This window comes from Xanthomonas sp. NCPPB 3583, from assembly GCF_041475715.2.
GTDB lineage: Bacteria > Pseudomonadota > Gammaproteobacteria > Xanthomonadales > Xanthomonadaceae > Xanthomonas > Xanthomonas euvesicatoria.
In genome coordinates this window covers 777,221-789,873 of the sequence record NZ_CM191263.1, presented here as the reverse complement: position 1 = coordinate 789,873, position 12,653 = coordinate 777,221, and the positions used below count along the sequence as shown (strand labels likewise).

At 66.0% G+C, this 12,653-nt stretch carries 10 protein-coding genes; 4 read left to right on the top strand and 6 right to left on the bottom strand.

Annotated features, from left to right (window positions below; all coding sequences use genetic code 11):
* Window positions 1-182: 182 nt before the first annotated feature.
* A complete protein-coding gene (locus tag ACCQ07_RS03440; protein WP_372363791.1) occupies window positions 183-1,577 on the bottom strand; it encodes a glycoside hydrolase family 28 protein in 1,395 nt (464 codons plus the stop codon).
* 722 nt (window positions 1,578-2,299) lie between these two features.
* Between ACCQ07_RS03440 and ACCQ07_RS03435 the strand changes: the two genes are divergently transcribed.
* Window positions 2,300-2,683, top strand: a complete 384-nt coding sequence (locus tag ACCQ07_RS03435) for a hypothetical protein (protein ID WP_228996753.1) — start codon at window positions 2,300-2,302, stop codon at window positions 2,681-2,683.
* A 140-nt stretch (window positions 2,684-2,823) separates the two neighbouring features.
* Entirely contained in the window at window positions 2,824-2,949 is a 126-nt protein-coding gene (locus tag ACCQ07_RS03430) for a hypothetical protein (protein WP_372363790.1), read from the top strand.
* Here the strand turns inward: ACCQ07_RS03430 and rodA are convergent.
* The 5 genes from rodA to ACCQ07_RS03405 all read right to left on the bottom strand — a co-directional run bounded on the left by rodA (window position 2,943) and on the right by ACCQ07_RS03405 (window position 9,159).
* On the bottom strand, window positions 2,943-4,061 hold the full coding sequence (rodA, locus tag ACCQ07_RS03425) for a rod shape-determining protein RodA (protein WP_218496618.1): 1,119 nt from the start codon (window positions 4,059-4,061) through the stop codon (window positions 2,943-2,945). The two genes, ACCQ07_RS03430 and rodA, sit on opposite strands and share 7 nt — an antisense overlap.
* On the bottom strand, window positions 4,058-6,118 hold the full coding sequence (mrdA, locus tag ACCQ07_RS03420; RefSeq protein WP_008573355.1) for a penicillin-binding protein 2: 2,061 nt from the start codon (window positions 6,116-6,118) through the stop codon (window positions 4,058-4,060). Before mrdA ends, rodA begins: the two co-directional genes overlap by 4 nt.
* A 3-nt stretch (window positions 6,119-6,121) precedes the next feature.
* Window positions 6,122-6,607: a rod shape-determining protein MreD gene (gene mreD / locus ACCQ07_RS03415; protein ID WP_005911183.1), complete on the bottom strand. Its 486-nt coding sequence runs from the start codon at window positions 6,605-6,607 to the stop codon at window positions 6,122-6,124.
* Complete coding sequence (gene mreC / locus ACCQ07_RS03410; RefSeq protein WP_031420977.1) at window positions 6,604-7,947, bottom strand: rod shape-determining protein MreC; 1,344 nt, start codon at window positions 7,945-7,947, stop codon at window positions 6,604-6,606. The genes mreD and mreC overlap by 4 nt, the downstream gene beginning before the upstream one ends.
* A gap of 165 nt (window positions 7,948-8,112) precedes the next feature.
* Window positions 8,113-9,159, bottom strand: a complete 1,047-nt coding sequence (locus ACCQ07_RS03405) for a rod shape-determining protein (RefSeq protein ID WP_003482734.1) — start codon at window positions 9,157-9,159, stop codon at window positions 8,113-8,115.
* A 275-nt stretch (window positions 9,160-9,434) separates the two neighbouring features.
* Between ACCQ07_RS03405 and ACCQ07_RS03400 the strand changes: the two genes are divergently transcribed.
* Both ACCQ07_RS03400 and ACCQ07_RS03395 read left to right on the top strand, forming a co-directional pair.
* On the top strand, window positions 9,435-10,367 hold the full coding sequence (locus tag ACCQ07_RS03400) for a carbohydrate kinase family protein (protein WP_008573357.1): 933 nt from the start codon (window positions 9,435-9,437) through the stop codon (window positions 10,365-10,367).
* Window positions 10,368-10,622: 255 nt separating this feature from the next.
* Complete coding sequence (locus tag ACCQ07_RS03395) at window positions 10,623-12,608, top strand: sigma-54-dependent Fis family transcriptional regulator (protein ID WP_372363789.1); 1,986 nt, start codon at window positions 10,623-10,625, stop codon at window positions 12,606-12,608.
* The last annotated feature ends 45 nt before the right edge of the window (window positions 12,609-12,653 follow it).

The following is a 12,653-nucleotide window of genomic DNA, read 5'->3' as shown; positions in this document are numbered from 1 at the left end:
AGCACCGCGGCCTCGGGCAGATGGATGAGGCCGCTATCGTCGCGTGGCCCTGCCGATCTGCCGGGCCAAGCCCGGCGTCGGCCCCCTTCTCCGGAGCATAGGCTGCCTTCTCGCAGCCGGCCTGCGCTGCTGCGCAGGAGCGTTCGTCAGCGACACGACCGGCGAAGGTCGCGCCGCACCGCTTATAGCTCTGGAAACTGCGAAGCGCCCGGGCAGGTAGGCACCGCACCGTCGAGCTGGACTGCGGTGGTCACCACGTTGCTGCCGCTCGGCGTCAACGCGCTATTGCTCAGACCGATCCGCGCATTGCCGGTGGTATTGCCGAGGTTGTCGGACGCCACGTTCGCCAGCACCAGATCGAGCGGAGCGCTCGCATCGGCGCCCTGCAGGAGCCATCCCTTGCCGCCGCGCCCGTCGACGCTGCGCAAGCCATCGACCACGATCCTGCGAAAGGTCGGGACGTTGCCGCCGCGGGCGCTGCCGTAGAACGGATTGATCACCAGCGGGTTGCTCACTCCGTACAGGCAGGTGTTGCGGTAGGTCACCAGGTCGACCGCCCCTGCCTTGGCCAGGCTGGTCTTGATGCGCAGGCCATTGTTGTCGGTGCTGCGATTGCCGTTGGCATCGGTGGATACGATGACGTTGTTGTCGACCAGCACGTTGCTGACACCGGACATCAATTCGCTACCGATCGAGATGCCGTGGGTGCCATAGAAGCGCGAATTCAGCACGCTGATGTTGGCCGACCTGGACGCAATGGTCTTGATCGCCACGCCATCATCGCCGCTCATCACGTCGCTGTCCTGGATGGTGGCATTGAGCACACTGTCCAGGTCCAGCGCGTCGGTATTGGGACTGGTGGCCGGCGACTTCACGCGCACGCCCCAAATGGTCAGGCCGTCGACGATATGCGCAAAGAAATGGAAGTACGGTGCATTGACCAGGTTGATGTCGTAGAGCGTGAAAGCGCTGGCGTTCTGCAACTTGACCAGGTCCGGGCTGTTCTGCACCTGGCCGGCGCCTTTGGCGGCCTCGCCGAACTCCCACCAGGTGGTGGTCTTGCCCAGCATGGGCAGATCGCCGCGGCCATCGATGGTGCCCTGGTGGCCATTGCGGCGCACCCCCATCACGCCGGATCGAGCGCCCTTGATGGCGATCAACGGCTGGCAGCCTCCGCTTCTGGCGCCTGCCGTGCCGCAACCGTTGCCGTAGTCGGCCGGGTTGCGCGAGCCGTACACGGTGACGCCTTGATCGACGACCAGTGTCACGCCAGCGGGGATCGACAACGGGCCAGTCAGGAAGGCGTCGCCGCTGCCGGTGGTCAACAGCACGCTACCGTGCTTGCTGGCGCAATCGGTCAGCGCGGCCTGGATGGCCTGGGTATCGGGCGGCGCGCTTTCCAATGCCGGGTCGAATTGGCGATCGCTGGCGGTCCGGCCGGCACGCAGCAGCTTGCAGGTGGCCGGAACGACCGGCTCGGACAGCGGACGGGAATCGCCAGTGGCGAAATCGATGGCGGCGGCATGACCGGCCAGCGCCAGACAGGCACCGCCGATGGCAGTGGCGAGCAGTTTCATCGGGGAGATCACTCGAATGCGAAGGAATGTGTCGCCTGCACGTCGCGATCGACGCAGTGGCGCCAGCGTGCGGACTCTACAAGCGCCCGGCGCAGCTGGCGGCAGCGATTGCGAATCGGCCACCGTGGCACCGAACCAGTCGCCCAGGGAGCCGGTTTTACAGGCTCCCGCAAAACTCCAGACGCCGACGCGACTTCAAGGTCGCCGGATCAAGAGCCCTCAGCAGAGTGGCGATCCTCCGTCTGAGCGCCGACTGCCATCGCCGTCGATGCCGACTGAAGCAGCCATGGCGATGCACTGCATCTGCCCGACGGCGAGCGGCCGACGATCACCTGCGCTGGCTGCTGCACAGGACTGCGCTCCTAGGTGCCTTGCACGCGCGATGGCATGGGTCTTGTTGAGCCAACATTCCAGTCACCACACGCGGCCGGCTTGACCAGTTTATCCAAGGGCACCAGTGAATTTAATTCGCGTAGTTTTCAGTGGCAAATAATACCCCGGCCCACCGCTCCATTTACTCGAATTATATTAGATAAAATTCCCCGTTATATACATCCATATCCGACCCACGCGCTTTCGTGACTTTCTCCGCAATTCCATCTTATCCATTAACTTCACTATAGACAAAATGCGCGACGCTCAGGCAACAATTAAATGCGCCACTGGCGATATCCCCCGCAGCCTGCAACAGGCCGCCCTTCTCCAACCCAAATAAAATTTAAATGACCATATATTCGAACGCACGTGATTTCAGGAAAGCCGCATGCTGTGCCTTGCTCGCATTGGCAGCGGGAGTCGCCACGACGGCCAGCGCGCAGCAGGCCGTTCCCATTTTTGCGACAAATAAAAACCCCGGCGTAAAAGCAATTTTCGTACAGAACGTCAACGTTCGCAGCGGATGGAGCTGCACCCCGGTACCTTCGAACGGCAGGACCACAACCCTTGCCTCGGTTCTTGTCGGCTCCACATTTCAAGTGGGTGGATTCAGCACGACCGACTGCAGACTCGGCACTGCGCTGCGAACCCTGAACCAGCCGACGTTTACAGTCGGCAACGTGTTTCAAGTCTTTATCGACGTTAACGGCAGCATCCGAGTTTCCCAATAAGGCTGCAACGCTCAGCACTGACACGCGCGGCAGCCCTTCCTGCCAGGGGCTGCCGCGTCGCCAGCAAAAGGGACAATGTTCAAGGCGCGCCTGCCGTACGATCCCGGCGCTGGCGGAAGTGCCCGCCGGACAATGCGGGAATGGACGACGTCGTGGCGCATATGATTGCCGTGCTCGGCGCGATGGCATGGACATCTTCGAGCGCCTTATTTCAGTCGCTGCGCGCATCGGTGTTTGAACGGCATATTTTCGGCACGGCTCAGTAACCGTGCACCGGTCGATGCGACTTTACTGCCATGACCAGGCCCAGGCCGGCCAGCAACGACACCGCCGAGGTGCCGCCGTAACTCATCAGCGGCATCGGCACGCCCACCACCGGTAGCAGGCCGGAGATCATGCCGCCGTTGACCAGCACGTAGACGAAGAACGCCAGGCCGGTGGCGCCGGCAACCAGGCGCGAATAGGTGTCGCGCGCCTGCGAGGCGATCCACAGGCAGCGGCCGATGACGATCAGGTACAGGGTCAGCACGGTGGCGACGCCGATCCAGCCGAATTCTTCGCTGAGCACGGAAAACGCAAAGTCGGTGGTCTGTTCGGGAATGAAGTTCAGGTGCGATTGCGAGCCCAGACCCCAGCCCTTGCCGTTCAGCCCACCCGAACCGATCGCGATCTTGGACTGGATGATGTTCCAGCCCGCGCCAAGCGCGTCGTTTTCGGGGTTGAGGAACATCATGATGCGGTCCTTCTGGTACGGCCGCAGCAGCCAGAACCACGCCACCGGCGCAGCCGCGGATACACCACCCACACCAACGACCACCCACCACCACGGCAGGCCGGCCAGCAACAGCACGAACACGCCGCTGGCAGCAATCAACACGCCGGTGCCGAAGTCCGGCTGCAACATGATCAGCGCGGTGGGCACGCCGATAATCACGCCGGTCACCAGCACGGTGGCAATGCGCGGCGGCAGCGGCATGCGGTGGAGATACCAGGCCGCCATCATCGGCAGGCTGATCTTGAGCAGTTCTGCCGGCTGCAGGTAGAACACTTTCAGGTCCAGCCACTGCCGGCCGTACTTACCGGTGCCCAGCGCGAAGACCGCCAGCAGCGGCAGCATCGACAAGCCGTACACCCACGGTGTCCAGGCGCGCAGGCGCAGTACCGACATGCGTGAAATGCCCCACATCGCTGCTGCCCCGATGATGAAGCGGATGCCCTGCGCCAGCATCAGGTGCTCGCCATTGGCAGTGCCGCCGGCGCTCTTGAGCACCGACAGGCCGATGGCCATCAGGCCGCCCAGCGCCAGGCACAGCACCCAGTCCAGGCTGCGCGTAAAGCGCGCAGCCATGTCCACCAACCAGCGCAGGATGTCGCTCAATGGTCGGTCTCCTGCACCGCGTCCGGCACATCCGGCACCACCGGTTGCGCGGGAGTGTTGGGGTCCAGCGCAACGGCGCTCTGGCCGATCACCACTGGCAGCTCGTCCAGCGTGGCAGCGGCGGCGTCGCCGGCGGCGCGCGCGTCGGTGACGCCGGCTTCGAACTGATTGACGCCCACGGCGGTCATGCCCAGCTCGCTGTCCAGCGGCTCCAGACCGGCGGGCATCTTGCCCAGCAGCCAGGCATCGAAGATCTTGCGTGCGATCGGTGCCGCCGAACTGGTGCCGAAACCGCCGCCTTCCACCGCCACCGCCACCGCGATGACCGGGTTGTCGGCCGGCGCGAAGCCGACGAACAGGCCGCGGTGACGCAGGTGCAACGGCAGGCTGCGCGGGTCCACTGCCGCCACGCCCTTGCGGCTGACCACCTGCGCGGTGCCGGTCTTGCCCGCCATCTGGTACGGCGCGCCCGGGGTGATCGCATAGCCGGTGCCGCCGGGCCGCATGGTGTCCATCATGCCCTCGCGCACCACCTGCAGATGCGCCGGGTTCTGGCTGAGCGGCTTGCCGGGCGGCTGGATCATCGGCTCCCAGGGATGATCGAAACCGGTGCGTTCTTCCAGCACCAGGTGCGGGCGCAGCAGCAGGCCACTGGCGATCGCCGAGACGCCGCGCACCAGCTGCAGCGGCGTGACCTTCCAGTCGCCCTGGCCGATGGCGATGTTGACCGTGTCGCCGGGATACCAGCGCTCCTTGCGCGTCTTGTACTTGTAGGCCGGCGACGGCAGGATGCCGCCGATTTCGCCCAGCAGGTCCACCCCGGTAGGCTGGCCGAAGCCGTACTCGGACATATAGTGGTCGAAGCGCTCGATGCCCATATCCACCGCCAGGCGGTAGTAGTAGGTATTGACCGACTGGGCGATCGACTTGCGCAGGTCGGTCCAGCCATGCCCGCCGCGGTGCGAATCGCCCCAACCGCGGCTGACGCCGGGCAGGTAGAACATGCCGGTGGACAGCACCCGGTCTTCCGGCCGGCGCAGGCCGCTGTCCAGGCCGGCCAACGCGATCAGCGGCTTGAGCGTGGAGCCCGGCGCCACGCCGCCCAGCACCAGCCGGTTGAACTGCGGCCGGGACGGGTTGTCGTTGAGCATCTTGAAATCGGTGTGCGAGATGCCGTTGACGAACAGGTTGGGGTCGTAGCTGGGCAAGCTGACCATGCCCAGGATCTCGCCGGTGCGCGGGTCCATCGCAATGGCCGCCCCTTCGTGCTCGCCGAAGGCGGCCACCATCGCGCGCTGCAGGTCGGCGTCTACCGACAGGCGCAGATCCGCACCCGACTGCGGCGCGACCCGGCCGACGGTGCGGATGGCCCGCCCCTGCACATTGGTTTCGACCTGCTCGTAACCGACCTGCCCGCGCAGATCCTGCTCGTAGTAGCGCTCCAGCCCGGATTTGCCCATATGGGTGAGCGCAGCATTGCCCTCGCCCAGCACTGCCAGGTCTTTTTCGTCGATCCGGCCCACATAACCGATGATGTGCGCGAACAACGGGCCGTAGGGATAACGCCGGGTCAGATACGGCTCCAGCTCCACGCCGGGGAAGCGCCAGCGCTCCACCGCGAACCGTGCCATCTCTTCATCGCTCATGCGCAGCTTGAGCGTCACCGGCAGGAAGCTGCGGCGTGCGCGGCGCTCGCGGTTGAAGCGCTCCAGATCCTCCGGCGCGATCGGGATCACCTTGCCCAACGCGTCCAGCATGGCGTTCATGTCGGCGACCTTGTCGGGGGTCACGTCCAGACGGAAGGCCGGCACGTTTTCGGCCAGCAGCCGGCCGGTGCGGTCGTAGATCATGCCGCGCCCGGGCACCACCGGTTTGGGCTTGATGCGGTTGGCCTCCGAACGGGTGGCGTAGACCTCGTGGTCGAGCACCTGCAACTTGAAATACCAGCCGCCCAGGCCGACCAGGCAGATCACCACCATCACAAAGCCCAGCACCGCGCGACGGCGGAACTGTTCGGCCTCCGCATGCGGATTCTTGGGATGACGGCGCCCGTGCATGGCTTACTTCTTGCCCCGCTTGCCCAGCCGCACCGCATCCAGCACCACGAACAGCGGCGGCCACAGCGCCATGCCCAGCAGCGGCGCCCACCAGTAGCTCCACGGCAGGGTCGGCTCGCCCACCGCCAGATGCACCGCCGAAGACACGATGCGGTCGTTGAGCAGTAGCCCGCCGATGGCCAGCGCCTGTTGCGAGACCGGGAAAAAACGCATGCGCGCGCGGAAGCGCTGCAGGATGAAGGTCATGATCACCAGCCGCAGCGCCTGTTCGCCGAGCAGCCCGCCATACAGCAGATCAGCCAGCACGCCGGCCACGAAGGCCAGGCCCAGCCCAACCCGGTCCGGCTCCTCGATCACCCAATACGCCAGCACCAGCGCCAGCCAGTACGGCCGCAGCGGCTGCACCACCATCGGCAACGGCAGCAGGCCCAGGACCAGCGCAATGAAGATGCTCGCCGGCAGGATCCAGGTGTTGCGCATGCGGGTCATTGGTCCGTCTCCTGCGGAGAAGAACGGGATTGGGGATTGGGGATTGGGGATTGGTTAGAAGCGGCCGCCTGTGCTGGTGCGGCGTTGCCGTTGCCGTTGCCGTTGCCCCTTCCAGCGTCTCCACTCCCTGAAGCCTGTGAGCCCTGCGATGACGCTGCGCGGGAACCGCGGGTCTGGAGTTCAGGGCCGTTCGACCCAGGAGGACTGGCCGGCAGGCTGGCGTGGCCGCTGGATGCTGACGCTGATGCGCGGGCCGACTGGACACCAGGCGCGGCAGGTGTCGACACGGACTGTGTGCGCGGCGCGGGAACAGTGCCGGTGCCCGATGCCGCAGCGGCCGTCGGACGCGCGGTATCAATCATTACGTTGGAAATCCCGCCCACCGGCGTGCGTGGCGTGGCAGCCACCGGCGCGCTGGCGGCTGCCGCGCCGCCGTTGCTGTTGTCGCTGTTGCGAATCCCAACTCCCGAATCCCCAATCCCGGCCCCCGGCACCAACCGCAACGGCTTGCCGGCACGCAGCAGCAACACATCGCGGCCGCGATCGAGCTTGGCGGCCGGGGTCAGTTCGCCGACCAGGAAGGCGTGGGTATCGTCGGGATGCAGTTCGGAGACCTTGCCGACCGGGAAGCCGGCCGGGAAGCGGCCGCCCAACCCCGAGGTGACGATTTCATCGCCCACCTGCACGCCGGCACTGAGCGGGATGTCGCGCAGTTCCAGGCGGTCGCCGCGCCCGTAGACGATCAGCCGCACGCCATTGCGCGCCACGCTGACCGGCACGGCGTGGTCGGGGTCGGTGAGCAGCAACACGGTGGAATGCAGCGGGGTGACTTCGATCACCTGTCCCATCAGGCCGCCGGCATCGATCACCGCCTGGCCCAGCACCACCCCTTCGCGGCTGCCAGCGTCCAGCAGCAGGCGTTGGCGCGTCGGATCCAGATCGATGTTCAGGATCGGCGCCAGTTGCACGTCCAGACCGCGGCGCTCGGCCACGTTGAGCAGTTCGCGCAGTTGCGCGTTGTCCAGGGCTGCGGTCTGCAACCGGGTCAGGCGCGCATTGGCGACCAATAGCTGATTGCGCAGATCCCGGGTCTCCTCCACCAGTTGCGCATGCGTTGCGGCGTTGTCGCGCACCTGCGAGCCGATGCGCCCCGGCAGCCCGGCCACCGCCCAGATCGGCTGGATCAGCAGATTGGCCTGCATGCGCACCTGGCTCAGCCAGCCACCGCGGCTATCGAGCGCGATCAGCACCACCGCCAGCACCAGATAAACCAGCAGCCGCAGCGTGGAGGTGACTTCGCCCGGACGGGAGGCGACGGGAGGACCGGCGTAGGAGGGCACGTTAAGGCCGGGATTCGGGATTAGGTATTGGGGATTCGAGGAGCAGTTGGCGGCCCCCGGTACGACTAAGCGTTAGACAAACAGGGCTACACCGCAATCGGTCAAGGCCGAAGGCCGGGACACGCTTTGCGAATCCCGAATGCCGACTCCCTAATCCCGAGCGCTTCACTCCGGCGCGAAGAACTCGTTGCCGTGCATGTCCACCAGCTCCAGCGCACGGCCGCCGCCGCGGGCCACGCAGGTGAGCGGGTCGTCGGCCACCTGCACGTGCAGGCCGGTTTCTTCGGAGATCAGGCGGTCCAGGTCGCGTAGCAGCGCGCCGCCACCGGTGAGGACGATGCCGCGCTCGGCCACGTCGGCACACAGTTCCGGCGGGGTCTGCTCCAGCGCCAGCTTCACCGCCGAGACGATGCCCGACAGCGGCTCATGCAGCGCTTCGAGCACTTCGTTGGAGTTGATCTTGATCATCTTCGGCACGCCCTCGGCGAGGTTGCGGCCGGAGATTTCCATCTCCTGCACCTCGTCCTGCGGGTAGGCGCAGCCGATCTGCAGCTTGATGCGCTCGGCGGTAGCTTCACCGATCAGCATGCCGTGGTTACGGCGCACGTAATTGGTGATCGACTCATCGAAACGGTCGCCGCCCACACGTACCGATTGCGAGTACACGATGCCGTTGAGCGAGATCACCGCCACTTCGGTGGTGCCGCCGCCGATGTCGATGACCATCGAGCCGCGCGCCTCGGTCACCGGCATGCCGGCGCCGATCGCTGCGGCCATCGGCTCTTCGATCAGATACACATCGCGCGCACCGGCCTCTTCCGCAGATTCCTTGATGGCGCGGCGCTCGACCTGCGTGGAGCCGGCCGGCACGCACACCAGTACGCGCGGGCTGGGGCGCAGGAAGCGCGATTTGTGCACCTTCTTGATGAAGTGCTTCAGCATCGCCTCGGTGTAGGTGAAGTCGGCGATGACGCCGTCCTTCATCGGGCGGATGGTGGTGATGTGGCCGGGGGTACGGCCGAGCATCTGCTTGGCCTCCGCGCCGACGGCAGCGACCGAGCGCGTGCCGCCGATTGCGCGATCCTGCCGCACCGCAACCACCGACGGCTCGTTCAGCACGATGCCCTGTCCGCGCACGTAGATCAGCGTATTGGCCGTGCCCAAATCGATGGACAGGTCGTTGGAGAACATGCCGCGGAGTTTCTTGAACATCGAGGGAGTCGTTCCTGGGTGAGTCGCATGCCCGCCGCCAGACTGGCGAAAATTTGGGCAGAAAACGAAGTCGGCTAGCCTAGCAATCCCCCCCGGGGTGAGCAAGGAAAAATCGGCGATTTCGCCCCCGTTTTCATGTGGCGGTCACGCCGGCCATGGCATGCGGTTGTGGCCCTGATCGGCCGCAGCCGTTACCCTTTGCGCCGCGGCGCACGCGCCGTCCCGCTGCCATGCCCGGCAATTGGCGGGTTTTCCCAACGCAAAGGCCCGACTCGATGTCCGCACTGATCTGTGGTTCCCTCGCCTACGACACCATCATGGTGTTTCCGGACCAGTTCAAGAACCACATCCTGCCGGACAAGGTGCATATCCTGAATGTGTCGTTCCTGGTGCCGCGCATGCGCCGCGAATTCGGCGGCTGCGCCGGCAACATCGCCTACAACCTGCATCTGCTCGGCGGCGCGCCGATCCCGATGGGCACCGTCGGCCAGGATTTCGGCCCGTACCGCGAACACTTCGAAACGCTGGGCATCGACCTGTCGCGGGTGAAGATCATCGACGACCTGTTCACCCCGCAGGCGTTCATCACCACCGACCACGACAACAACCAGATCACCGCCTTCCATCCGGGCGCGATGATGCGCAGCTACGAAAACCACGTGAAGGATGTGCCGGGCGTGACCCTGGGCCTGGTCGGCCCGGACGGGCGCGAAGGCATGATCCAGAACGCGGAAGAGTTCGCTGCCGGCGGCATCCCTTTCATCTTCGACCCCGGCCAGGCGATGCCGCTGTTCAACGGCCCGGAGCTGCGCCAGTTCATCGAACAGGCCCAGTACGTGGTGGTCAACGACTACGAGTCGAACCTGTTGCAGGAACGCACCGGCTGGGACGAAAAAGACATCGTCTCGCGTGTGCAGGCCTATATCACCACGCAGGGCCCGAAGGGCGCACTGGTGCATACGCCGGAAAAGACCTACGACATTCCGCCGGCGCACGAGCGCCGCGTGGTCGACCCGACCGGCTGCGGCGATGCGTTCCGCGCCGGGCTGATCTACGGCATCCAGGGCGGCTACGACTGGTTGACCATCGGCCGCATGGGCAACCTGATGGGCGCGCTGAAAGTGGAACACCCGGGCACCCAGAACCAGCGCTTCGACTTCGCCGAGTTCAACGACCAGTTCAAGCAGCAGTTCGGCTACGCGTTGTAGCCGGGAGTGGGGATTCGGGAGTCGGGAGTTATAAAAGCTGGGTCCTGGCGCCTCGAGGCCACGAGGAACCGCGCGATGGCGCGGTTTTTTCGTTTTGGCCCAGGCGAAAAGGCAGCCGCCCCCAGCCGAGCCGCTTTTGCCAATCCCGACTCCCGAATCCGCATCCCCGGCGTTTGCTGCACCGCGGTTTGAGCCTCGCCCCGGTTTATGCGTCACTGCCGCTCTGGCCCCGGGTAGGGACCGAGGAAGCGCCACGTGTCGGAAGTGACTGTCGCCAACCTCCTGCAAGCCACGGCCGGGCCCTTGTCCGATGCCCAGGCCGAATCGGCGCTGCTGGCGCGGATGCGCCGCTTCCGCCAGATCGAACCGCTGCCGCCGGCGCTGGCGCGCTCGTGGCAGCGCTGCCTGGACGAGTATGGGCTGAGTCCGGATACCCCCCCGTTGCCGATGGTCCACGACGGTAGCGGGCTGCGCGAGCGCCAGCAGCGGCTCGAGGAAGTGCTGCGCATCGCCAAGGTGGAGATGGAGAACCTCTACGAGCAGATCGCCGGCGGCGGCTATGCCGTGGTGTTCGCCGACGCGGAGGCGACCTTGCTGCACAGCGTGCAGGACCCGGCACTGCTGCGCGAATTCCGCCAGACCGGGTTGTTTTGCGGCGCCAGCTGGGCCGAGCGCTACCAGGGCACCAACGGCATCGGCACCTGCGCGGTGGAGCGCAGCGCGCTCGGCGTGCACCGTGGCGAGCATTACCTGGCCCGGCATCTGCCGCTGTCGTGCAGCGGTGCGCCGATCCTCGACCCGCACGGGCAATTGCTGGCGGTGCTGGATGCGTCCACGCCGGACGCGCGCGACACCAAGCTGGTACAGCGCCACACCAGCGCGTTGGTGCGCATGTCGGCGGCACAGATCGCGCGTTCGTATTTCCTGGAGCAGTACAGGCATGCGTGGATCTTGCGCTTCCACAGCCGCCCGGAGTTCGCCGGCCTGTTGCACGAGGCGCTGATGGCGATCGGCGCCGACGGCTGCGTGCTGGCCGTCAACGAAGCGGCGCTGGAACAGCTCGGCAAGGGCGACCGCAGCCTGCTGGTCGGGCGCGACATCTCGCAGGTGATGCAGCTGGACTTCGACACCGTGGAGCAGCGTGCGCGCAACGCTGCCAGCACGCTGTGGTCGATCCGCTGCGCCTGCCACGGGCGCCGTTTCTTCGCCCTGGCGCAGCCGCCGCGCCGCAACGCGGTTGCTGGCGGCGCGCACGCCACCCCCGCCGACGATGGCGAGGCCGCTTACGCACGCGAACACGTCGGCTCCGATCCGCGCATGCGCCACAACCTGGACAACGCGCTGAAGCTGGTCGCGCATCGCGTGTCGATCCTGATGTGCGGCGCCACCGGCACCGGCAAGGAGGAGTTCGCCAAGGCGGTGCACCGCGGCTCGCCATGGGCAGCGCGGCCGTTCGTGGCGGTGAACTGTGCGGCGATTCCCGAGGCGCTGATCGAGAGCGAACTGTTCGGCTACGCGCGCGGCGCGTTCACCGACGCCGCGCGCGAAGGCCGTCACGGCAAGCTGCTGCAGGCCAGCGGCGGCACCCTGTTCCTGGACGAAATCGGCGACATGCCGCTGCCGCTGCAGACGCGGCTGCTGCGCGTGCTCGAAGAACAGAGCGTGACCCCGCTGGGCAGCGACCGGGCAATGCCGCTGGAGCTGCACGTGATCAGCGCCAGCCACCGCGACCTGGCGCAGATGGTGGCCGCCGGCGAATTCCGCGAGGACCTGTACTACCGCCTCAACGGCGTGGTGCTGCATCTGCCGCCGCTACGCGAACGCAGCGACAAGGCCGAACTGATCCGCACCCTGTTGCGCGAGGAAAACAGCGAGCGCAGCGTGCGCATCAGCGAAGATGCGCTGCACAAGCTGCTCAGCTACGCCTGGCCGGGCAACCTGCGCCAATTGCGCAATGTGCTGCGCACGGCGGCCGTGCTGTGCAGTGACGAGGTGATTCGCCTGCCGAATCTGCCGCAGGAGATCGTCGACGCGGGCAGCGCACCTTGCCTGGTCGATGCGCGCGCGGTCGCGGCCGACGATATGCCCGGCCGCGTTGCATTGGATCAGGCCGAACGGCTGGTGCTGCAGCAACAACTCGAACGCCATCGCTGGAATGTCAGCCGCACCGCCGATGCCCTGGGCATCAGCCGTAACACCTTGTACCGCAAGTTGCGCAAGCACGGGCTGGAGACCGGGTGAATCGGGAATCGGGAATCGGGAATCGGGAATAGATAAAAGCAGCGC